At 70.8% G+C, this 22,228-nt stretch carries 21 protein-coding genes; 18 read left to right on the top strand and 3 right to left on the bottom strand.

Annotation, left to right across the window (positions count from 1 at the left end):
- The first annotated feature begins 32 nt into the window (after positions 1-32).
- The 5 genes from BLW75_RS12785 to BLW75_RS12765 all read left to right on the top strand — a co-directional run bounded on the left by BLW75_RS12785 (position 33) and on the right by BLW75_RS12765 (position 4,837).
- Positions 33-575: a PH domain-containing protein gene (locus BLW75_RS12785; RefSeq protein WP_091597424.1), complete on the top strand. Its 543-nt coding sequence runs from the start codon at positions 33-35 to the stop codon at positions 573-575.
- Positions 572-2,077, top strand: a complete 1,506-nt coding sequence (locus tag BLW75_RS12780) for a PH domain-containing protein (RefSeq protein ID WP_034312237.1) — start codon at positions 572-574, stop codon at positions 2,075-2,077. Before BLW75_RS12785 ends, BLW75_RS12780 begins: the two co-directional genes overlap by 4 nt.
- A 259-nt stretch (positions 2,078-2,336) precedes the next feature.
- On the top strand, positions 2,337-3,098 hold the full coding sequence (locus BLW75_RS12775; RefSeq protein WP_034312304.1) for an isocitrate lyase/PEP mutase family protein: 762 nt from the start codon (positions 2,337-2,339) through the stop codon (positions 3,096-3,098).
- Between the two features lie 10 nt (positions 3,099-3,108).
- Entirely contained in the window at positions 3,109-4,128 is a 1,020-nt protein-coding gene (locus BLW75_RS12770) for an aminotransferase class V-fold PLP-dependent enzyme (protein ID WP_034312234.1), read from the top strand.
- Between the two features lie 88 nt (positions 4,129-4,216).
- Complete coding sequence (locus BLW75_RS12765) at positions 4,217-4,837, top strand: hypothetical protein (RefSeq protein WP_034312232.1); 621 nt, start codon at positions 4,217-4,219, stop codon at positions 4,835-4,837.
- A gap of 79 nt (positions 4,838-4,916) precedes the next feature.
- On the opposite strand, the gene BLW75_RS12760 is transcribed toward BLW75_RS12765, so the two are convergent.
- Complete coding sequence (locus tag BLW75_RS12760) at positions 4,917-5,846, bottom strand: ferritin-like domain-containing protein (protein ID WP_034312231.1); 930 nt, start codon at positions 5,844-5,846, stop codon at positions 4,917-4,919.
- Between the two features lie 135 nt (positions 5,847-5,981).
- On the opposite strand from BLW75_RS12760, the gene rimP reads away from it, so the two are divergent.
- From rimP to BLW75_RS12725, 7 genes are all read left to right on the top strand, one after another.
- A complete protein-coding gene (gene rimP / locus BLW75_RS12755; protein ID WP_034312228.1) occupies positions 5,982-6,521 on the top strand; it encodes a ribosome maturation factor RimP in 540 nt (179 codons plus the stop codon).
- Positions 6,518-7,558: a transcription termination factor NusA gene (nusA, locus tag BLW75_RS12750; RefSeq protein ID WP_034312226.1), complete on the top strand. Its 1,041-nt coding sequence runs from the start codon at positions 6,518-6,520 to the stop codon at positions 7,556-7,558. Before rimP ends, nusA begins: the two co-directional genes overlap by 4 nt.
- Positions 7,559-7,647: 89 nt before the next feature.
- Complete coding sequence (locus BLW75_RS12745; RefSeq protein WP_240598104.1) at positions 7,648-7,884, top strand: YlxR family protein; 237 nt, start codon at positions 7,648-7,650, stop codon at positions 7,882-7,884.
- 145 nt (positions 7,885-8,029) lie between these two features.
- Positions 8,030-11,062 (top strand): translation initiation factor IF-2, encoded by a 3,033-nt coding sequence (gene infB, locus BLW75_RS12740; RefSeq protein ID WP_034312222.1) that lies wholly within the window; start codon positions 8,030-8,032, stop codon positions 11,060-11,062.
- A gap of 73 nt (positions 11,063-11,135) precedes the next feature.
- Positions 11,136-11,429, top strand: coding sequence for a DUF503 domain-containing protein (locus BLW75_RS12735; protein WP_034312220.1), 294 nt, complete (start codon positions 11,136-11,138; stop codon positions 11,427-11,429).
- 28 nt (positions 11,430-11,457) lie between these two features.
- Positions 11,458-11,934, top strand: a complete 477-nt coding sequence (gene rbfA / locus BLW75_RS12730; protein WP_034312218.1) for a 30S ribosome-binding factor RbfA — start codon at positions 11,458-11,460, stop codon at positions 11,932-11,934.
- Positions 11,915-12,781 (top strand): alpha/beta hydrolase, encoded by an 867-nt coding sequence (locus BLW75_RS12725; protein ID WP_091597417.1) that lies wholly within the window; start codon positions 11,915-11,917, stop codon positions 12,779-12,781. Before rbfA ends, BLW75_RS12725 begins: the two co-directional genes overlap by 20 nt.
- A gap of 222 nt (positions 12,782-13,003) precedes the next feature.
- Here the strand turns inward: BLW75_RS12725 and BLW75_RS12720 are convergent, their stop codons facing one another.
- Positions 13,004-14,050, bottom strand: coding sequence for a TRM11 family SAM-dependent methyltransferase (locus BLW75_RS12720; protein WP_034312215.1), 1,047 nt, complete (start codon positions 14,048-14,050; stop codon positions 13,004-13,006).
- 40 nt (positions 14,051-14,090) lie between these two features.
- Between BLW75_RS12720 and BLW75_RS12715 the strand changes: the two genes are divergently transcribed.
- Positions 14,091-15,089, top strand: a complete 999-nt coding sequence (locus BLW75_RS12715; protein WP_091597414.1) for a DHH family phosphoesterase — start codon at positions 14,091-14,093, stop codon at positions 15,087-15,089.
- A gap of 58 nt (positions 15,090-15,147) precedes the next feature.
- Positions 15,148-16,317 (top strand): preprotein translocase subunit SecY, encoded by a 1,170-nt coding sequence (locus BLW75_RS12710; RefSeq protein ID WP_034312300.1) that lies wholly within the window; start codon positions 15,148-15,150, stop codon positions 16,315-16,317.
- A 38-nt stretch (positions 16,318-16,355) separates the two neighbouring features.
- On the opposite strand, the gene BLW75_RS12705 is transcribed toward BLW75_RS12710, so the two are convergent.
- Positions 16,356-17,510: an NAD(P)/FAD-dependent oxidoreductase gene (locus BLW75_RS12705; RefSeq protein ID WP_034312210.1), complete on the bottom strand. Its 1,155-nt coding sequence runs from the start codon at positions 17,508-17,510 to the stop codon at positions 16,356-16,358.
- Positions 17,511-17,608: 98 nt separating this feature from the next.
- Here BLW75_RS12705 and BLW75_RS12700 point away from each other — a divergent pair, with 98 nt between their 5' ends.
- From BLW75_RS12700 to truB, 4 genes are all read left to right on the top strand, one after another.
- The gene (locus BLW75_RS12700; protein ID WP_034312207.1) at positions 17,609-18,322 is read left to right on the top strand and encodes a GntR family transcriptional regulator; all 714 of its coding nucleotides are present in this window, start codon (positions 17,609-17,611) and stop codon (positions 18,320-18,322) included.
- Positions 18,323-18,359: 37 nt separating this feature from the next.
- Positions 18,360-19,682: an MATE family efflux transporter gene (locus BLW75_RS12695; protein WP_034312205.1), complete on the top strand. Its 1,323-nt coding sequence runs from the start codon at positions 18,360-18,362 to the stop codon at positions 19,680-19,682.
- 141 nt (positions 19,683-19,823) lie between these two features.
- Positions 19,824-21,134, top strand: a complete 1,311-nt coding sequence (locus BLW75_RS12690; protein ID WP_034312203.1) for an MFS transporter — start codon at positions 19,824-19,826, stop codon at positions 21,132-21,134.
- 29 nt (positions 21,135-21,163) lie between these two features.
- Positions 21,164-22,087, top strand: coding sequence for a tRNA pseudouridine(55) synthase TruB (gene truB / locus BLW75_RS12685; RefSeq protein WP_091597407.1), 924 nt, complete (start codon positions 21,164-21,166; stop codon positions 22,085-22,087).
- Positions 22,088-22,228 lie beyond the last annotated feature (141 nt).

Below are 22,228 nucleotides of genomic sequence, written 5' to 3'. Positions count from 1 at the left end.
TCGCATTGCCACTACTGTCCGACGCTATTGCGATGCGATCGCATTGTAAACATTCGTCGGGGGTGATTTCGGTGGAAGCCGAACGGGGGAAGGTGCGGCTGAGGCCGCCGCGGAACGCGCTGGACCAGCGGGTCGTGGGCTGGTGGCGGCTGCAGGGAACGCTTTTCTGGGGCGCTCCGGTGCTGGTACTGGTGGTGCTCGGGCTGCTCATCGCGCCCGCGCGGTTCTGGCTGCTGGCACCGGCGGCGGTGATCGCGGTGCTGGGCCTGGTCTGGGTGATCGCGATGCCGCTGTGGTGGTTCAAGGTGCATCGCTGGGAGGTCACGGAGACGGCGGTGTACGCCCGCTCCGGGTTCTTCTGGCAGGAGTGGCGCGTCGCGCCGATGTCGCGGATCCAGACCGTGGACACCCTGCGCGGTCCGCTGCAGCAGGTGTTCAAGCTCGCGACCGTCACGGTCACCACCGCGTCGGCGCGGGGCGCGGTCAAGATCCGCGGGCTCGACCACGAGCTGGCCGCGAGCCTGGCGGAGCAGCTCACCGAAACGACGCAGGCGACGCCGGGGGACGCGACATGACCTCGGGCGAGTTCGAAGGCTGGAACACACTCGACAAACGGACTCTCGCCGTCACCGCGGTGATGATGACCGGCGCGGCCGTCGGTGCCGCGATCCCGACCACGGCCGCGATCGTGGGCGGCGGAGCGCGGTTCTGGGTCGCGCTCGCCTGGGTCGTCGCGGGCGGGGTGGTGCTCGTCGCCGGCGGCGTGCTGGCCGACCTCTTCTACTGGAAGGGCGTGCGGTACCGGGTCACGCCCGACCGGCTGGAGACGGCGTTCACCCTGGTCTTCCGATCGCGGAAATCCCTGCAGCGAGACCGGATCCGCAACGTCGACCTGACGGCGAACCCGCTGCACCGGCTGTTCGGCGTCGCGGTGGTGACCATCGGCACCGGTTCGCACGAGTCGGGCGGGCAGGGCCGGATCAAGCTCAACCCCGTCTCGCGCGCCGAGGCCGAACGGCTGCGCGCGGACCTGCTGCGCCGCGCGGAAATCGCGGAGACCGACGACGACGCGCCGCTCGCCGAACTCGACCGGAGCTGGATCCGCTACGCGCCGATGTCGTTCCTGACGCCGACATTGGGCCTCGCGGCCGGCGGTGGCCTCATGCAGATCTCCGAATGGGCGGGCCTGCAGAAAGGCCTGGTCGACTGGGTGATCGGCCTGTTCCGCGGCATCCCGCTGGTGGTGGCGATCCTGATCCTGCTGGCGATCGCGATGGTCGTCGGCGTGGTCGGCGCGCTGGGCCTGTGGATCGAGATGTGGTGGAACTACCGGCTCGACCGCGAATCCGGCGGCACGCTGCGGGTGCGCCGCGGACTGTTCACCACGCGCTCGATCTCGATCGAGGAAAGCCGGATGCGCGGCGTCGACCTCGTCGAACCGCTCGGGAACCGGATCTCCGGCGCGGCACGGGTCGACGCGATCGCCACCGGCATGCGGCAGAGCGACGACAAGGACAAGACCGACTACCACACCCTCCTGCCCGCCGCGCCCGTCGCGACGGCCAACCGGGTCGCCGCGGCGGTCCTGCGCGAACCGGTCTCGCCGACCGAAGCCGTCCGGCTCACCGGCCACCCCCGCGCCGCGCGGGGACGGCTGCTGCGCTGGTGGGTCGGTTCGGTGGTGGTCCTGCTGGCGATCTTCGCGCTTCTCGGTCTCCTGCTGACCGACGTCCTGCTGGTGATCGGCGCCGCGCTCGGCGTCGTACTGCTGCCGGTTTCGGTGCTGCTGGCGCTGGACGCCTACCGCAACCTGGGACACGGGATCACCGGGCGGTACCTCGTCGGACGGCACGGGACCGTGCGGCGGAGCACGTTCGCGCTGGAACGCGAAGGCGTGATCGGGTGGACGGTGAAACAGTCGATCTTCCAGCGGCGCAAGGGATTGCTGACCGTCGTGGCGACCACGGCCGCCGGTGCCGGGGCGTACTCGGTGTACGACGCGGGGGAGGAGCAGGGCCTGCTTTTCGCGGAGGAGTCCGTGCCGGAGCTGCTGACGCCCTTCCTGGAACGGGCCTGACGCTTCGGGTTGGGCGACTGACGTTGCGAAAGCTCCCTTCGCTGCGTCTGATGCGGCGAAGGGGCTCTTCGTCCGCCGAGTTCGGGCACGCGTCCGGTGACCGTCACGTTGCGAAAGCCACTTTTGCAACCTTCAACGTTGCGGAAGTGGCTTTCGCAACGTCGGCGGGGGTGGGCGGCCGGTCAGGTGTTGCGGAAACATGCGCACCCGCGGTGACGCTTCGGCCGTCACCGAAGCATCCGGCGGCTACCGTCGTGACATGACCGCATTCGCCGCACTGCACGTTCCCGGTTCTCCGCTGCTCCTGCCGAACGTCTGGGACTTCGGCGCCGCCGCCTTCCTTGCCGCGCAAGGCTTCCCGGCGCTCGGCACGACCAGCCTCGGGGTCTCGGCCGCCGAGGGCGAGCCGGACGGCGCGCCGTCCTCGAAGGACGCCACCGTCCGGCTGGCGCGGCGGCTCACCGAACTGGACACGCTGATCAGCGTCGACCTCGCGGACGGGTTCAGCGAAGACCCGGGCGAGGTCGGCGCGCTGGCGGCGGAACTCGCCAAAGCCGGTGTCGCGGGCATCAACCTCGAAGACGCCCTCGGCGACCCCGTGGGGCACGCGGCCAAGATCGCGGCGGCGAAGGAGCGCGCTCCCGGGCTCTTCGTCAACGCGCGGACGGACACACATTGGCTGGGGGAGCCCGACATCGACACCGCGATCGATCGCTGTCTGTCCTATGTGGACGCAGGTGCCGACGGAGTGTTCGTGCCGGGGCTCGCCGCGCCCGCCGACGTCGAGCGGCTGGTGGAGGCCGTCGGGGTGCCGGTGAACCTGCTGTTCCTGCCCGGCAAGGTCACCGTCGACGGACTGGCCGGGCTCGGCGTCGCGCGGGTCAGCCTCGGTTCGCTGCCGTACCGGATGGCACTGGCCGCCACGCTGCGCACGGTGGAGGCCGTTCGCGACGGCGGCGAGCTCCCGCTGACCCCGCCGTCGTACGCCGACGTCGCCGCCCTGCTCCCGGGATCTCATTAATCTCGGGAGCATGCAGACCTTCGGAGCCGAATTCGCCGTCCCGCCCGGCTATCTGAACACGCCCAGCATCGGCGTCCCGCCGTCGCACGTGGCCGACGCCGTCGCGGAGGCGGTCGAGCGGTGGCGCCGCGGCGAAGCCCGCCCGGTGGACTTCGACGAGCCCGTCGCGCGGACCAGGGCGGGTTTCGGCGCGATGATCGGGGTCCCGGCGGAGCGGATCGCGATCGGGGCGTCCGTCTCGCAGCTGATCGCGAACGTGGCCGCCGGCCTCCCCGACGGTGCCAGCGTGCTGGCCGCCGCGAACGACTTCACGAGCGTCACCTTCCCGTTCGCGGCCCAGGCCCGCCGAGGGGTGAAGGTCACCGAAGTCCCGTTGGCCGAGCTGACCGCACGTGTCGAGGGGCACGACCTCGTCGCGGTCAGCGTCGTCCAGTCGGCCGACGGTGCCCAGGTCGACCTCGGCGCGCTCCGGGCCGCGGCCGAGGCGGCGGGTGCCGCGGTCCTGCTCGACGCCACCCAGGCCGCCGGCTGGCAGCCGCTGGACCTCGGCTGGGCCGACTGGGTGGTCGCCGCCGGATACAAATGGCTGCTCGCGCCGCGCGGGGCGGCGTGGCTGGCCGCGCATCCGCGGGTGCTGGAGCGGGCGGTGCCGGTCGCCGCGAACTGGTACGCGGGAGAGGACCGCTGGCAGACCGTCTACGGCCTCCCGCTCAGGCTCGCCGAGGGCACACGCTCGCTCGACCTGTCCCCGGCCTGGCTCGCGTTCGTCGGCGCCGCGGCCTCGCTGGACTACCTCGCGTCTCTCGACCTCGCCGCCGTCCGCGCGCACTGCGTGGGGCTCGCCGACTCGCTCCTCGAAGCGCTCGGCTCACCCGGTCAGGGGAGCGCGATCGTCTCGCTCGACGCCGACGCCCGCCGGGTGCGGGAAGCGGGCATCGTGGCCGGTACCCGGGCCGGGCGGCAGCGGTTCGGCTTCCATCTCTACAACACGGCTGACGACGTCGAACGGGTGATAAGCACGTTCGGGTGAACCGCCGGAGCGGCGTGAACTACCGTATGTTCCCGTGGTTGGTGCGCAATTTACCCCGGGACCGACGGAAACGGCCCGGCTTCAGCCGGTGCGGCCGGCAGGGCCGGGCGGGCCGCCGCCCGCGCCGAATCCGCCGAGGGACACCAAGGGCCTGGCGCTGAAGGGCGCCGGGCTGGTCGCCATCGCGGTGGTGTCCGCCCTGCTCTGGTGGCTGATCCGGCACGAGCCGGAGCCCACCCCGGTCGCGGACCCGCCGTCGAAGAGCGGCCAGTTCCAGTACACGCTGGTCGAGGGGCCGCAGGTCACCTCCGACTGCGCGAGCAAGGCCTACGGCGACACCAAGAAGTTCTTCACCGACACGCCGTGCACACGCCTTTCGCGGGCGCTGTACACGACCGAGACCGGGGGGAAGAAGGCGCTGGTGTCGGTCGTCCTGGTCACCATGCCCGGCGAGGTCACCGCGACCCAGCTCAAGGCGCTCACCGACAAGGACGGCACGGGCAACGTGTCCGACTTGGTGCGTGACGGGACCTTCAAGGACCAAGGCGCGCCGAAGATCTCCGGGCAGGACGCGGCCTACGACTCCCACGTCACCGGGCCGGAGGTGGCCATCGTGCTGGCCGGTTTCTACAACAAGCAGACCGACAAGCCGCTGATCGAGCGGATCGCGACCGACGCTCTGCGGCTTTCGGGTGACCTGCGCCGCTGACACCGTGAGCCGAAAGGGCCCTTCACCGCATCTCACGCGGTGAAGGGCCCTTTCGTCGCATCACATGCGGGCAAGCGTCCTACGCCGACTGGCCCGGCATCGCGATCGCCACCGGCTTCGCGCCGAACTCCGCCCGCCAGGCCGTACCCCGCCGCGCCGACCCGATCAGCGCGTTCAGCGCCGTCGTCCGCAAAGCCGCGTCGTCCGTCCGGTCGATCACGCCGAGCCAGGCCGAAGTCGCGTCCGCCTCGGCCGTCGCCACCAGCTCCATCGCCGAGTTCGCCTCGGTCACCGGCCTCGGCGGCACGTACGCGGCCTCCGGGCCGGTGGGCGCCTGACCCGCCGCGGAAAGCATCCGCTCGCAGACGTCCCGTCGTTTGACGTGCTCGGCCGTGCCCCGGGCCACCGCGCCGGAGAAGGCGGCCGGCAGGTACGCGCTGACCAGCCCGTACACCCAGATCGCCGCGTGTTCGGCGGCCAGCGCCTGCTGGACGGCCTCCGCCGTCTCCCCGCCGAGCTGGACTCCGGCGGGTACTTCGAACGCGCCGGCGTCGTCGCCGCGGCCGAGCTTCTCCGAACTCTGCTGCAGCGCCGCGCAGCCCGCGGCGATCGAGGCGACCATCCCGGCGCGGTAGCGGGGCAGCGAAGGCACGAGGCCCTCGGCCTGCTTGCGGGCCGTGGCGAGCCGCTCCTTGAGCCCGTCCAGCGACGAGGGCGGCGGTATCGCCGCCGGACCCGGCTGCTCCGGCTTCGGCCGGTTGAGCCGGTCCACCTCGGTCTTGAGCGCCGCCGCGTGCGCGGCCCGCGCGGTGGCGACCGCTTCGCCCTCGGCGCCCAGCGTCTTCGCGCCGGCCGCGTCGGCCTCCGCCGCGCGCAGCAACGGGCCCAGCGGGTCGGGGCTTTCGTCGAAGCCGGGGGAGCAGGCGGACGCCAGCGGCACGGCCAGCGCGGCCAGCGCTCCCATCCGCAGGAAAGTGCGACGGCTCGGCTCTGTCGATCTTCCGGTCACGCCGCCCCATCCTGCCAGTACCCCGCGCGGGGCCGCCGCTCGCGCGTCACACGGGGGTGACCGGATAAGCTGGTCCACTACCGAACCCGGATCCACGCCGCCGGGTCGCCCACAGCCGAACAGGAGCGCTCCACCGTGCCCAACGACCTCGCCAGCAGGCTGGAGCCCATCGTGGCCGAAGCCGTCACGGCCGCGGGTTTCGACCTCGATTCCTTCGAGGTCCAGCAGGCAGGCCGCCGCCAGCTGGTCAAGGTCGTCGTCGACGGGGACGACGGCGTCGGGCTGGACGAGGTGGCGAGCGTCAGCCGCGCCGTCTCCGCCGCGCTCGACGAGAACGAGCACGTGATCGCCAGCGCGTACACGCTCGAAGTCACCTCGCCGGGTCTCGACCGGCCGCTGACCTTGCGACGGCACTGGCGGCGCGCGAAGTTCCGCCTCGTCAAGGTCACACCGGCCGAAGGCGCGGCGTTCATCGGCCGCGTGGGGCACGCGGGGGAGAAATCCGCGCGAGTGCTCGTGGACGGCGAAATCCGGGACGTCCCCTACGCCTCGGTGACCAAGGCGGTCATCGAGATCGAGTTCAAGCAACCACCTGCCGAGGACCTGAAACTGTTGGAAAACGATGCGTCGGCCCTGAACGCCGCCACCACGGAGCCGAAGGAGGAGCCGAAGTGAACGTCGACATCGCCGCGCTGCGCGCGATCGAACGGGACAAGGACATCCCCTTCGAGACGGTGATCGAAGCGATCGAAACCGCGCTCCTCACCGCGTACAAGCACACCGAGGGCCACCAGCCGCACGCCAGGATCGACATCGATCGCAAGAGCGGGCTGGTCCGTGTCCTCGCGCACACCCTCACCCCGGACGGCCAGACCGACGAGGAGTGGGACGACACCCCCGAGGGCTTCGGCCGGATCGCGGCGACCACCGCGCGACAGGTCATCCTGCAGCGGCTGCGCGACGCCGAGCACGAAAAGACGTTCGGCGAGTTCTCCGCCAAGGAGAACGAGATCGTCGCCGGCGTGGTGCAGCGCGACGCCAGGGCCAACGCCCGCGGCATGGTCGTCATCCAGGTCGGCGACATCGAAGGCGTGCTGCCCGCGATCGAGCAGGTGCCCGGCGAGACCTACGAGCACGGCGACCGGATCAAGGCCTACGTCGTGACCGTCTCGCGTGGCAACCGGGGCCCGCAGATCACGCTGTCCCGCTCGCACCCGAAGCTGGTGCACAAGCTGTTCGCCCTCGAGGTCCCCGAAATCGCCGACGGCACGGTCGAGATCGCCGCCGTCGCGCGGGAGCCGGGACACCGGACCAAGATCGCGGTCCGCTCGACGGTGCCCGGCGTCAACGCCAAGGGCGCCTGCATCGGCCCGGTCGGCGCGCGCGTGCGCAACGTGATGAGCGAACTGGCGGGCGAGAAGATCGACATCATCGACTTCTCGGAAGACCCGGCGAAGTTCGTGGGGAATGCGCTGTCGCCCGCGAAGGTTGTTTCCGTACAGGTCGTCGACGAGCGGGCCAAGACCGCTCGGGTCGTCGTCCCGGACTACCAGCTTTCGCTCGCGATCGGCAAGGAAGGGCAGAACGCCCGCCTCGCCGCCCGGCTCACCGGCTGGCGGATCGACATCCGCAGTGACGCCGCCCCTGAGCAGGGTGACGAAGCACACGCCGGGCAGGCGCGGCCCGCCGCGGCAACCGGTTCGGCTGAGTGAAGGTCGAAGCGCTAGACTTACGAGTGGTTCAGAGCCCGCGGCCGGGAACCGACCTCCAGCATGACCGGGAAACTCCGGTTCGCACCTGTGTGGGTTGCCGTAAGCGGGCCTTGATCGGCGAGTTGCTGCGAGTGGTCGCGGCGGACGGTCGGCTGATCGTCGACGAACGTCGGCGGTTGCCGGGCCGGGGTGCTTGGTTGCACCCCGTGCCGGACTGTCTGGCCAAGGCCGAGCGGCGCAGGGCGTTCCCCCGAGCACTACGTGTTCCGGGGTCGCTCGACGCCCAGGGTGTCCACGAACGCCTGGAGCGGCACGCCGAAGGCTAAAGGGCGCCGGGACATCCCCGGTGCCGGATGGAATCAGGAAGCAGGTCGACCCGTCATGAGTCAGCCGTGAAGCTGAATCAATGAACGCGCGACAATAGGACGAGGTCTGCGGGTCTGCCGCCGGCCTCCCCAGATGAGGAGAGCTGTGCCAGGCAAGGCCCGAGTACATGAGCTCGCGAAAGAGCTCGGCATCACCAGCAAGGAAGTTCTCGCCAAGTTGAAGGAACAGGGCGAGTTCGTGAAGTCCGCGTCGTCCACCGTCGAGGCGCCGGTCGCCCGTCGTCTCCGTGACGCGTATCCGTCCAAGGACGGCAAGAAGAAGCCGGTTCCGACCCCCGGCCCGCGTCCTTCACCCGCGCCGCCCGCGAAGCCCGCTACCCCGGCTCCGGCCGCGAAGCCCGCTCAGCCCGCGCCCGCGGCGAAGTCCGAGGCCCCGGCCGCCCCCGCGGCGTCCGCTCCGTCGGCACCGGCACCGGCCCAGCAGTCGTCCCGTCCTTCCACCCCGGGTGTCCGCCCGGGTCCGCGCCCCGGCCCCCGGCCGCCGGCGCCCAAGGAAGAGGTCGCCCCGGCGGCGAAGGCCGCTCCGGCCGAGCCGAAGCAGGCCGAACCGGCCAAGGACGTCCCTCCGGCACCCGCGACCCCGCCGGCGTCCCAGACGCCGTCGCAGGGTTCGGTCGTGCCGCCGAAGCCGCAGGGCCCCAAGCCCGGCGGTCCGAAGCCCGGCCCGCGCACCCCGCGTGTCGGCAACAACCCGTTCGGCGTGGGTTCCGGTTCCCCGGCCCCGCGCCCGTCCGGCCCGCGCCCCGGTGGCGGCAACCAGCAGGGCGGCGACAACCGTCCGCCGCGTCCCGGTGGCGGGCAGGGCGGCGACCGTCCGGCCCCGCGTCCCGGTGGCGGCGCGCCCGGTGGTAACCGGCCGAGCCCGGGCAACATGCCCCCGCGCCCGAACCCCGGCATGATGCCGGGCCGTCCGGCCCGTCCGGCCGGTGGTCCCGGTGGCGGCCGTGGCGGTCCCGGTGGCGGAGCCCGTGGTGGCCCCGGCGGCGGCGCTCGTGGTGGTCCCGGTGGCGGCGGCGGAGGTTTCCGCGGCGGTCCCGGTGGCGGTGGCGGCGGTGGCGGTTTCCGTCCCGGCGGTGGCGGTGGCGGCGGTTTCCGTCCCGGTGGCGGTGGCCCCGGTGGCGGCGGCGGTGCCCCGGCCGGTGGCGGCGGTTTCCGTGGCGGCGGCGGCCGTGGTGGCCCCGGTGGCCGTGGCGGTACCGCGGGTGCCTTCGGGCGTCCCGGTGGCCCCTCGCGCAAGGGCCGCAAGTCGAAGCGGCAGAAGCGCCAGGAGTACATGGACAACATGCAGGCGCCCAGCGTCGGTGGTGTCCGTCTGCCCAAGGGGCAGGGCGAGACGATCCGCCTGCCGCGTGGTGCCTCGCTGACCGACTTCGCCGAGAAGATCGACGCCAACCCGGCTTCGCTGGTGCAGGTGCTCTTCCACCTCGGTGAGATGGTCACCGCGACGCAGTCGGTGTCCGACGACATCCTGGAACTGCTCGGCGGCGAAATGAACTACAACGTTCAGGTCGTCAGTCCCGAGGAAGAGGACCGGGAGCTGCTCGAGACCTTCGACATCACCTACGGCGAAGACGCGGGTGAGGAAGAGGATCTGCAGGTCCGTCCGCCGGTCGTGACCATCATGGGTCACGTCGACCACGGTAAGACCCGCCTGCTCGACACGATCCGCAAGACGAAGGTGCGCGAAGGTGAAGCCGGTGGCATCACCCAGCACATCGGCGCCTACCAGATCGAGACCGAGCTCGAAGGCAACCCGCGTCTGATCACCTTCATCGACACCCCGGGTCACGAGGCGTTCACCGCCATGCGTGCCCGTGGTGCCAACTCGACCGACATCGCGGTGATCGTGGTGGCGGCCGACGACGGTGTGATGCCGCAGACGGTCGAGGCGATCAACCACGCGCAGGCCGCCAAGGCGCCGATCGTGGTCGCGATCAACAAGATCGACAAGGAAGGCGCGAACCCGGACAAGATCCGGCAGCAGCTGACCGAGTACGGCCTGGTCGCCGAGGAGTACGGCGGCGACACTATGTTCGTCGAGATCTCCGCGCGGCAGAACATCAACATCGACGGCCTGCTCGAGGCGATCCTGCTGACCGCCGACGCCGCGCTGGACCTCCGGGCCAACCCGGACATGGAGGCCCAGGGTGTCGCGATCGAGGCCCACCTCGACCGCGGCCGCGGTCCGGTGGCCACGGTGCTGGTCCAGCGAGGCACGCTGCGTGTCGGTGACTCGGTCGTGGCGGGTGACGCCTACGGCCGCGTCCGCCGCATGGTCGACGAGCACAACGTCGACGTCACGGAGGCGTACCCGTCGCGTCCCGTCCAGGTCATCGGGTTCACCTCGGTGCCGGGTGCGGGCGACACCTTCCTGGTGGTCGACGAGGACCGCGTCGCCCGGCAGATCGCCGAGCGCCGCTCCGCCCGGACGCGCAACGCCCTCAACGCGTCGCGCCGCAAGCGGGTCAGCCTCGAGGACCTCGACTCCGCCTTGAAGGAGACGAACAGCCTCAACCTGATCATCAAGGGTGACAACTCCGGTACCGTCGAGGCGCTCGAAGCCTCGCTGGTGCAGCTCGAGGTCGGCGACGACGTCGAACTCAACGTCGTGCACCGCGGTGTCGGTGGCGTCACCGAGTCCGACATCGACCTGGCGACCGCGTCCGACGCGATCGTCCTGGGCTTCAACGTCCGTGCGCAGGGCAAGGCGACCGAGCGGGCCACCCGCGAAGGCGTCGACGTCCGGTACTACACGGTCATCTACCAGGCGATCGAGGAGATCGAGCAGGCTCTGAAGGGCATGCTCAAGCCGGAGTACGAAGAGGTCGAGCTCGGCAAGGCGGAGATCCGCGACGTCTTCAAGTCGTCGAAGATCGGCACCATCGCCGGTTGTCTCGTCATCTCGGGTGAGATCCGCCGCAACGCGCGGGCCCGCCTGCTCCGCGACGCGACCGTCATCGCCGAGAACCTGCCGATCAGCTCGCTGCGGCGGTTCAAGGACGACGTGGTCGAGGTCCGCGACGGATTCGAGTGTGGTCTGACTCTGGGGTCGTACAGCGACCTCAAGGTCGGCGACATCATCGAGACCTACGAGCAGCGCGAAAAGCCGCGTGCGTAAGTGACAAAGCGGCGCTCCTCCGCATCTGGGCGGGGGAGCGCCGCTTCACCTTCGAACCAACCCAGAACCCCACATGTTCGTAGGAGCCCTTGAGCTCGACATCCTGCTGGGCGACGTCCATTCGCTCAAGCAGAAGCGATCCGTGATCAAGCCGGTGCTGGCCGAGGTGCGCAGGCGTTTCGACGTCTCCGTCGCCGAAGCGGGCCATCAAGATTTGCACCGGCGCGCGCTGATCGGTGTGGCCGTGGTCGCGGCGAGTGGCGAGCAGGTTCGTGACGTGCTCGACTCGTGTGAGCGCCTCGTGGCCGGAAGGCCGGAGTTCGACCTGCTCTCCGCCCACCGCCGGCTGCTCGGCCCGGATGACTAGCAGAAGACCTTTCGAGGAGACGAATCCCATGGCCGACCCCGCTCGGGCTCGTAAGCTCGCCAAGCGGATCTCACAGATCGTCGCGCACGCGATCGAGCACGACATCAAGGATCCGCGGCTCGACCACGTGACGATCACCGATACGAAGATCACGGCGGATCTGCACGACGCCACGGTCTACTACACGGTGCTCGGCGAGAACCTGGAGTCCACGCCCGACCACGCCGGTGCCGCGGCGGCGCTCGAATCCGCCCGCGGTGTCCTGCGCACGAAGGTCGGACAGGGCACGGGCGTTCGCTACACGCCGACGCTGGCCTTCGTGGCCGACAGCATTCCTGAGGACGCCAAGCGCATCGAAGACCTCCTCGCGAAGGCAAGGGAAGCCGACGCGGAGGTCGCCAGGCGGGCGACCGGGGCGCAGCACGCCGGTGAAGCCGACCCGTACAAGCCGCCGCGGGAAGAGGCCGAAGACGATGAGTTCGCCGATGAGGAGACCCGTAGCTGAGGGAGTGGGCCACGCCGTGAGCCGGCGTGGCCTGCTGCTGGGAGCCGCGGCTCTCGGCGGCTCGGCGCTGGTTTCCGCTTGCGGTGCCGAGCCGCCGCCCCTGGTGGGGCCGCCGCCGGTGGCCCCGCCGAGTACCCCGACGCCGCTCACCGAAGCGGTCACGGTGCAGAAGATGCGGTCCGCGGCGCGGAACCGCGACGTCAACCTCGTCATCATCGCGCCGGACGGGGTGTCACGGGTCGGGATGCCGGTCTGCGTCGCCCTGCACGGGCGCGGCGCCGACGCGCGGACTTTCCTGAACCTCGGCGTGCAGGACGCCCTGAACCAGGCCGTCGCGGCCGGACGGCCCGGGTTCGCGGTGGCCGCCGTCGACGGCGACAACTACTGGGTGGACGTCGGCAAGGGCGACGACCCGCAGCGGATGCTGTCCGACGAGCTGCCCGGCTGGCTCGCCCAGCGCCAGCTGCGGCCGCCGTCGGCGATGTTCGGGATCTCGATGGGCGGGTTCGGCGCCCTGCGCTACGCCCGCGACCACAAGAACCTCAAGGCCGTCGCCGTCGCCAGCGCGGCGTTGTTCGTGAGCTGGCCCGATGCCAAGTCCCGCAAGGTCTTCGCGGATCGCGCGCAATGGGAATCGCATGAGCCGCTGCTGCACACCGGCGACCTTTCCGCCGCGTCGACCGGAGTATGGTGCGGGAACTCGGATCCCTTCGCCGGCGCCGACCGCAAGCTCATCAAGGCAGTGAAGCCCGCCGTCGCGAAGATGACCCCCGGTGCCCACAACGAGGACTACTGGCGCGGGATCATGCCGGACGTGCTGAAGTTCGTGGGGGAACGCGTCGCCTGACCCCGCGTTTCGTCCTCCGGATGCGGTGGTGCGCGATGCCGACCACCGCGTTCAGAGGACGAAACGCGTGGGGCGTGGTGCGAGCTTCGCGATGTGAGGACGCCAAGCCTGGCAGCATGCGCGATTTGGGCGCTTTGTGCGGGGGTCGTGAGTGGCAATGGTCGTTCTAACGCTCTTTACCACTCACGACCCCGACGTGAAATTGCGGCCGCATCGGGGCCCTCAGTGGGCGGGTTTCGCCGCGACGATCAGGTCCCGCACGATCGCCTGGTCCACCCGGTGCGCGAACTCCGCGAACGGGCCGTCCTCACGGACTTCGAGCCCGGCCTTGTCCAGGATCGCGGCGAGTTCCTCGCGGGGCGCGACGTTGGTGTTCCAGGAGATGCCGAGTGCGCCGCCGGGCCGCAGCACCCGCGTCCACACCGGGACCGCGGCCGCGAGCAGGTCGCGCGGGCTGCGCGCGAGCGACGCGTCCTGCGTGCGGTGGCTGCCGTGCTGCACGCCGTACGGGGCATCGGTGACGATGAGGTCCACCGAGTTCGGCCGCAGCAGTTCGTCGGTGGTGAGCGTGTCGCAGTTGAGGTAGCTCAGCTTGCGGACGTCACCCGCCTTGTACCGCTCCTTGGTGATCCCGAAACCGATGTCGAGCCGCCTGCCGAGGCGGACCTTGTTGCGGCGCACCTGACCGGACTCGGCGCTGTGCTTGATCCGCTTCTGCTTCAGCCAGGTCTTGACGAACAGCTCGTAGGAGTCGAAGTCCTTGCCGTCGACGTCGAGGCCGGTCGCGTCGAAGCCGTACATCATCGCCTGGTTCAGCGTGGTCCCGCGGCCGCAGAGCGGATCGAGCAGATGCAGCGGCGTGTCCAGCATCGCGGCCGGGTTCGCCGTCGACATCAGGGTGACGTTGACGAGCAGTTTGGTGAACAGCTCGTTCGTCTTGCCCGGGTACTTCTGGATGGTGAGCAGATCCGAGTCGAAGTTCGCGAGCGGGCTGATCGTCACCGGCTTCAGGACGCCGTCGCCGAGTTCGAACAGCGCGTACAGCGCGGAAAGGTTCGACAGGAGCGCGAGATCGCGTTCGCTCAGCGGGGCGGGCGTGGTGAAGGTGAGGTAGCCGACGCCGCCGAGTTCCGTCTCGCCGATCTCGGAGACCTCGGTCTCCAAGGCGGACAGACCGAACACCGCCAGCTCCGCGCGCAGCAGGGCCGGAGTGGAGTCGGTGTAGACCCGGTTGGCGGACGGGTAGACCAGGATCGCGTACTCGGACATCCGGTAGAGCGTAGCTTGACTGATTGTGACAGCGACTCCTGTGCCGAACCTGAAGGAAGCCGCCGCCCTGCTGGCGCGCGCGAACGACGTGACCTTGCTCGGCCATGTCCGCCCGGACGCCGACGCGCTCGGCAGCGCGCTGGCGCTGGGCCGGGCGCTCCAGTTGCGTGGCGGTGTCAAGGTCCGTGTCTCGGTCGGCGAGCCCGAGGAGATGCCCGAAACCCTCCGGAGCCTGGACGTCGGCGGGCTCTTCGTCCCGGCGAGCGAGCTGCCGGAGAGTGAACAGCTGCTGGTCGCGCTCGATACGCCCACCCCGGGCAGGCTGGGGAAGCTCGCGCCGCGGGTGGACGCCGTCCGTGCGGCGGGCGGCGACGTCCTGGTGATCGACCACCACGCGTCCAACGTCTTCTACGGCACGCACCACGTCGTCGACGACACCGCCGAAGCCACCGCCGTCCTGGTCTTCGCGTTGCTGGCCGAGCTCGGCGCCGAGCTCGACGAGCCGATCGCGCGCTGTCTGTACGCCGGGCTCGTCACCGACACGAGCGGGTTCCGCCGGGCACGGCCGTCGACCCATCTGATGGCCGCGAAGCTGCTCGAAGCCGGTGTGGACCCGGACAAGGTGGTCCGCGAGATCGTCGACGACCACCCGTTCGCGTGGTTGCCGATGCTGTCGGACGTCCTCGCGGGTGCCCGGCTCGAGCCGGACGAGGCACGCGGCTTCGGCCTGGCGCACGCCGTGGTGACCCTTGACGCCGCGCGGTCCGTGCGTGCCGAGGAGGTCGAAGCGGTCATCGACGTCGTCCGGTCCACTCGCGAGGCCGGCGTCGCCGTGGTGCTCAAGGAAGCCGAGCCGATCGGGCCGCGGCGGCGATGGACGGTCTCGCTCCGCTCGGCGGGCGGCGTCGACGTCTCGGCGGCCGCCGGGGAGCTGGGCGGCGGCGGACATCGCCAGGCCGCCGGATGCACCGCGGAGGGGACGGCGGACGAGGTGCTCGGCAAGGTGCGGGAGGCACTGTCGAGGGCGCCGCTGTTGTGACCCGCTGACGAACGGTGTCATCGTAATTTCATCGCTCGTTCCTAACGTGATCCTCACGATGAACGAGCGAGCCTCCCTCCGCCGCCGGATCCTGGTCACGCTGGGCGTGATCGTGCTGTTCCGGCTGGGCCAGACCCTGCCCACCCCTCATGTGACCGTCCGCGCGCCGGAAGCCGAGCACCCGCTGCGCTGGATCCTCGACCTCCTCACCGGCGGCGGCCTGGCCACCCTGCCGGTGTTCGCGTTCGGCGTCCTGCCCTGCCTGGCCGCTCCGCGACTCCTGCGGGGACTGATCGTCCTGATCCCGCGACTGGCCGCGCTCCGGGCCGAAGGTGAAGCCGGTGCGCGGGTGCTGAAGCGGTACCAACGGCGGCTCGTCGTCGTACTCGGCCAGGTGGGCGCCGTCGGGGTGCTCGTGTTTCGCGGCCAGGACGTCCTCGAGGGACAAGGGGCCGTCGCGGTCGCGTGCCTGACCGCGGGCACCGCGCTGGTCCTGCGGCTGACCGAGGTGATCACCGACCGCGGTTTCGGCGACGGCGTCCGGATCCTGCTGCTCGCGCAGGTCCTGGCGGTGCTGCCCGCGGAGTTCCTGCGCCTGTACGAAAGGACGGGCTGGGCCGCGATCGCGGTGATGACCGTGGTGACGCTGTCGATCACGGTGCTCACGATCGTCATCGCGCAGGGACAGCGCCGTGTCCCGGTGCAGTACGCCAAGCGGATGATCGGCAGGCGGGCTTTCGGCGGGACACCGACCTATGTTCCCCTCCGCTTCCCCCAAGCGAACAGTCCGGCCGTCGTCGCCGCGGTCCTGCTGTCGGTACTGGTGCATTACCTCGGCCTGGCGGATCCCGGGTGGATCGCGGTCTACTTCGTCCTCGTCTGCCTCTTCGCCTTCATGCGGGCGGCCGCGGCGCAGGACATGGCCAAGGTGGCGGGCGAACTGGTGCGGGTGGGCGGTTTCGTCCCCGGCATCCGGCCGGGGAACTGGACCGCCGAATATCTCGATTCCGTGAACCGCCGGGTCCTCGCGTTCGGAGCGCTCTGCTCGGGAGTGGTCGCGCTGATCCCGGTCGCCGGTCTGGCCCTGCTGGACGGGGGCCCGACGCTGCTCGTCTCCGGGGTGACGCTGCAGGTGGTCCTCGTGTTCCTCGTCAGTGTCTCGCTCGACACCACGCGGCAGATCGAATCGCTGCGAAGGCAACGGCGCTACGAACCTTTCCTCCGCTGAGCGGACGCCTCACCTGGCGGCGGGTTCACCGCAGGGAGTCACTGCTCGCCGAGGTGTACCGGGTGCGCGATCGCCGCATCCGAGCGCGGCGCTCCCGCGAACCGGGACGGGCGGAAGGGGGCGAGGGCGTTCTGCCCCGTACCGGTGACGATCTCCGCCGCGGTCAGCCGGGCGAGGATCGGGGCGAGGGTGATTCCGCTGTGGGTGACCAGGAAGTAGATCCGCGCACTTTCCGGCGGGTTTCCCGCGATGGTGTGCCCGTCCGCGGGCATGGACCGGATCGCCACCCGGAACTCGATGTCCGGCGACGGGTGACCGGTCACCGCCGTGAACCGCGCGGAGATGGCGGCCGTGATGTCGCGGTCGACCTCGGCGTCCGCGGGGTCGACGAGGGGGTTCAGATCGAGCGCTTGCACCACGGTGGCACCCTCCGCGGCGGGTCGGAGGTTGAGGCCGGGGGTGTGCAGGACGCAGCGGAGGCCGATCGCGGGGGAGCGCACGAACCCCAGCAGGCCGACGATCGGGGAACCGCGCTGGACGTCGGTCACCATGGGGATGTCGAAGCCGCTGCGCGCGGCGAGTCCGGCGGTCCACCGGCCGGCGGCGACCACGACCCGGTCGGCGCGGAGCACGGTGCCGTCGGCCAGGGTGACCGACGCGCCCTGCGGCCGTTCGCCGACCGAGACGACCTGCCCGATCGTCAGCGTCGCGCCGTGTCGGCGGGCATCGCCGAGCACGGCGGCGAGGAAGCGTTCCGGGAGTACGTAGCCCTCGGTGGGGAAGTACGCGATCGCCTTCGTGGCTTCGGGAATCAGCACGTCACCGGCGATCCGCCGGGCTTCGTCGCGGTCGACCCACTGGGCCGGGTAGCCCCGGGACCGCAGCAGCTCGACGTTCGCGGTCAGCGACGGTTCGTTGCCCGCGTCGGCGCAGTGCAGGCCGCCACTCCGGAAGTACGACGGCGCACCGGCGAGTTCCCCGGCGAGCTTCTCGTGTTCTTCCATCCCGGCGATGTTGAGCCGCTGATAGGCGGGATCGGGTTTGCGGTTCGCGTTGGTCCACGCGAATGTCCTGGCGGTCGTTCCGCTTCCGGGGCCCCGCTGGTCCAGCAGCACCACGTCCGCCCCGGCGACGGCGAGTGCCCGCGCCACGCTCGCGCCGATGATTCCGGCGCCGACGACGACGATCTTCATGCGCACTCCCTTCGGGTTCGCAATTGACCGTACAAAACGACAATAGGCCGGTCAATCCGCCGATTGACCGATCGAATCACGATTTGTATGGTCAGAGCATGGCCACGCCGCTGCACCTGAAGATCCGGCGTGAGCTGGAGGAGAAGATCCAGCGCGGCGACCTCCCGCCCGGCGCGCGGTTGCCCGCCGAAGCGGAGCTGCAGAGCCAGTACGGGGTCAGCCGGGCCACCGCGCAGCGCGCCCTCAACGAGCTGGCCAATGCCGGGCTCGTCGTGCGGAGGCGACGGCACGGAACGTTCGTCGCCGACTTCCGGCAGCAGATCAACCTGCTGAACTTCACCGCACCGGGAGCGGCCGGGAAAGGCGTTCCCGGCAGGCACGAGGTGGTGTCCCAGCGGATCGTGCGGGCAGGAGACGCGGTCGTCGAGATCCCCGGCGCGGACCCGGATTCCGCGGTCGTCGAGCTGGTCCGCGTCAAACTCGACCTCCAGGAGCGGCCGCGCACCGTCGAACGGCACGCGATTCTCTTCTCGGTCGCGCCGAACCTGCTCGACGAGGATCTCGCGGAGTTCGTCAGCCTGCGGTATTTCGCGGCGAAGAAGATCGCGCTGGGCCCGGTCCGGGTCTATCTCGATCCGGTGCTGCTCGACGCGGGGGACGCGGAGCTGCTCGACAGCGAGGCCGGCGTGCCGACCCTGCGGCGCCGCAGGGAAACCCGGGCGGAGGACGGAACCGTGATCGAGGCCGTCCTCACCGTGATCCGCCCGGGTTCCGCCCAGTTCTTCGTGGAGCTGTCGCCTTCCGCGCTGTGACGTGAGCACGCCGGCTGCGGGCCTTTAGTCTCCAGGGGTGCCTGAAGCTTCCGAAATCGACGAGCGCGTCCCGCCGAAACGCGTGCTCGGCCTCGCCGTGCCCGCACTCGGCGTCCTCGCCGCCGAACCGCTGTACGTCCTGGTGGACACGGCCGTCGTCGGCCACCTCGGCGCGCTGCCGCTGGCCGGGCTCGCCGTCGGCGGGGTCGTGCTGTCGCAGGTTTCGAGCCAGCTGACGTTCCTGTCGTACGGCACCACGTCACGGACCGCGCGGCTGCACGGCGCGGGCCGTCGTGGCGACGCTGTCCGCGAAGGAGTCCAGGCGACCTGGCTGGCGGTGATCGTCGGGCTGGTCGTGATCGTCGCCGGGCAGCTGCTGGCCGCGCCGATCGCGCGGGTCCTTTCCGGCGACGCCGCGATCACCGACGCGGCCGTTTCCTGGCTGCGGATCGCGCTGTTCGGGACGCCGTTCATCCTGATCACGATGGCGGGCAACGGCTGGATGCGCGGCGTCCAGGATTCCGCGAAGCCATTGCGCTATGTGCTGGCGGGCAACGGGATCTCCGCCGTGCTGTGCCCGGTGCTGGTGTACGGCGCGGACTGGGGGCTGGAAGGGTCGGCGATCGCGAACGTCGTCGCGCAGGTGATCTCGGCGTCCCTGTTCGTCGCGGCCCTGGTGCGGGAACGGGTCCCGCTGCGCCCGGAGCCGAAGGTCATGCGTGCCCAGCTCGGCCTCGGCCGGGACCTGGTGCTCCGCAGTCTCGCCTTCCAGGCGTGTTTCGTCTCCGCCGCCGCGGTCGCCGCGCGGACGTCCACCGAGGCCGTCGGCGCGCACCAGGTCGTGCTGCAGCTGTGGACCTTCCTCGCGCTGGTGCTGGACTCGCTCGCGATCGCCGCGCAGTCGCTCGTAGGGGCGGCCCTCGGTGCCGGGGCGAGCAAACGGGCTCTCGGGCTGTCGCGTCAGATCACCGGCTACGGGCTGATCTTCGGCTGCTTCCTCGGTGTCGTGTTCGCGTCGGTGGCCGGGGTGCTGCCGCAGGTGTTCACCTCCGACGCGGCCGTGCTCGGCCAGATCCCGCACGCGTGGTGGTTCTTCGTCGCGCTGCAACCGATCGCCGGGGTGGTGTTCGCGCTGGACGGCGTCCTGCTCGGCGCCGGCGACGCCGCCTTCCTGCGCAACGCGACCCTGCTGAGCGCGGCGCTGGGGTTCCTGCCGCTGATCTGGCTTTCGCTCGCGTTCGGCTGGGGGCTGGCCGGGATTTGGACCGGGCTCTCGCTGTTCATGCTGCTGCGGCTGGCGACCCTGCTGGTGCGGTGGCGCTCGGGGCGGTGGGCCGTCGAGGGCGCCGTCCGCGTTTAGTCCTCTGAACGCGGGAGCCGGGCGTGTGGCGAAAAGCACCCGGGTAACGGCTATGTTTCGTCGTTGCGTACGCGCTACAACTATATGAGGCGGCAGTGCGGGCGTCTCTTCGCCCGAAACCGTGCCCGAGGAGGAAACACTGTGACAGGCCGAGCCACCCGCCGGTCCTGGTTCATCTGGTTCGCCGCCGTCACCGTCTACCTTCTCGCCGTCTTCCACCGCACCTCGTTCGGTGTCGCCGGGCTCCAGGCCGCCGACCGCTTCGGCGTCGGCGCGGCCGCGCTCGGCACGTTCACCGTCCTGCAGGTCGGCGTCTACGCCGCGATGCAGATCCCCACCGGCGTCCTCGTCGACCGCTACGGCCCGCGCCGCGTGCTCACCGGCGCCGTGTTCTTCCTCGGGCTCGGCCAGATCCTGCTCGCGGTCGCCGATTCGTACCCGCTCGGCCTGCTCGCCCGCGCCGTCGTCGGCTTCGGTGACGCGCTGACCTTCGTCAGCATCCTGCGGTTGATCGCCGCGCATTTCCCCGGCCGCCAGTACGCCCTGCTCGCCGCGCTGACCGGGGCGATCGGCTACGTCGGCAACCTCGCCGCGACCCTCCCGCTGGGCCTGCTGCTCGACGGCCCCGGCTGGACCTCGACGTTCCTCGCCGTCGGGCTGGTGACGGCGCTGTACACCGCCGTCGTCGCCCTCCGCGTCGAAGACACCCCGCGCGGGATGCCGGAGCCCGTGCGGGAAAAGGTCCATCCGAAGGTGCTGGGCCGACAGGTCGCCGAGGCGTGGCGCACCCCGGGGACCCGGCTGGGGTTCTGGGTCCACTTCAGCACGATGTTCGCCCCCAACGTGCTGACCATGCTGTGGGGAGTCCCGTTCCTCGTACAGGGGCAGGGATATCCGAAGTCCACCGCGAGTTCGCTGCTGATCGTGTTCGTGTTCGGCTCGATGATCGGCGGACCGGTGGCCGGCGGGCTGATCGGACGGCGCCCGTCGCTGCGGATGCCGCTCGTCGGCGGGTACATCGGCGGCGCCGCGGTGATGTGGGCGGTCCTGCTCGGCTGGGGCGGGACGATCCCCGTCGCGGTCCTGGTCCCCGTGTTCGCGTTCCTTTCCCTGGGCGGCCCGGCGTCGATGATCGGGTTCGCGCTGGCGCGGGACTACAACCCGCTCTCGCGCGTCGGCACCGCGACCGGGGTGGTGAACGTCGGCGGGTTCGTGGCCACGACGATCTCGGCGCTCGCGGTCGGCGTGCTGCTGGAGTGGACGGGCGGCACGTTCCGCCTGGCACTGCTGTCCGTGATCGCGGTGCTCGCGTTCGGCACCTTCCGGATGCTCGTGTGGTGGCGGCGCACCCGCGCCGTGCTGTTCGAGGCCGAGGCCCGCGGCGAGGAGATCCCGGTGCAGATCCGGCGCCGCCGCTGGGACGCCGAAGCGCCGCTGCCCGTCTCGTCCTAGGCGAAGCCCCGAAAGATAGGGTTCGGCCCGTGTCGCGCCCCAATCAGGCTCAAGCCAAGAAACGTCCCGCCCCGCCCCCCGGTCTCGTCATCGTCGACAAGCCGTCGGGGATGACCTCCCATGACGTCGTCGCCAGGGCGCGGCGCTTCATGGGCACCCGCAAGGTCGGGCACGCCGGCACCCTCGATCCGATGGCCACCGGTGTCCTCGTGCTCGGCATCGAACGCGCGACGAAACTCCTCGGCCACTTGGCTCTGGACCGCAAGACCTACCTCGCGACCCTCTCCTTGGGACTGTCCACCACGACCGACGACGCCGAGGGCGAGCCGATCGCCGAAGCCGCCCCGGAAGTCGTCGAGAAGATCACCGACGAAGCGATCGCCGCCGGGATTGCCGCGCTGACGGGTGACATCCAGCAGGTGCCGAGCGCGGTCAGCGCGGTCAAGATCGACGGCAAGCGCGCGTACGCCCGGGTCCGCGCCGGCGAAGAGGTCGTCATCCCGCCGCGGCCGGTCACCGTGCACCGCTTCGATCTGCTCGCCACCCGCCGCGAGGCGGGCCGGATCGAACTCGACGCCGTCGTCGAATGTTCGTCGGGGACCTACGTCCGGGCGCTGGCCCGCGATCTCGGCGCCGGGCTCGGCGCCGGCGGGCATCTGCTCGCGTTGCGGCGCACCACGGTCGGGCCGTTCACCCTCGCCAAGGCGCGCACCCTCGACCAGCTCGAGGACAAGCCGGAGCTGTCGCTGGACCTCGACGCCGCCGTCGCCGCCGCGTTCCCGCGCCGCGATCTGGACGTCCGCATGGCCCAGGCGGTCCGATATGGACAGAGGGTGCCCGCGGCCGGGATCGAAGGCACGTACGGGATGTTCGGGCCGGACGGCCGGGTGCTCGCGCTCGCCGCGGACGAAGGCGAGCTGGCCCGGTCGGTGGTCGTGTTGCTGCCCGCTTAGGTAGGGGACCTCGTGAGTGGTAAGGACGGTTCTAACCGTCCTTACCACTCACGAGTCAGGGCCGCCTGGGCGCGAAGCCCGCGAGCGTGCCGCGCAGGGCACGGCCTAGGGTATTGACCGGAGCGGGCCTGAGGAGACGGG

This window comes from Amycolatopsis lurida, assembly GCF_900105055.1.
Taxonomy (GTDB): Bacteria; Actinomycetota; Actinomycetes; order Mycobacteriales; family Pseudonocardiaceae; genus Amycolatopsis; species Amycolatopsis lurida.
The sequence above is the reverse complement of the archived record's forward strand: the minus strand, read 5'-3'. Positions and strand labels throughout refer to the sequence as shown.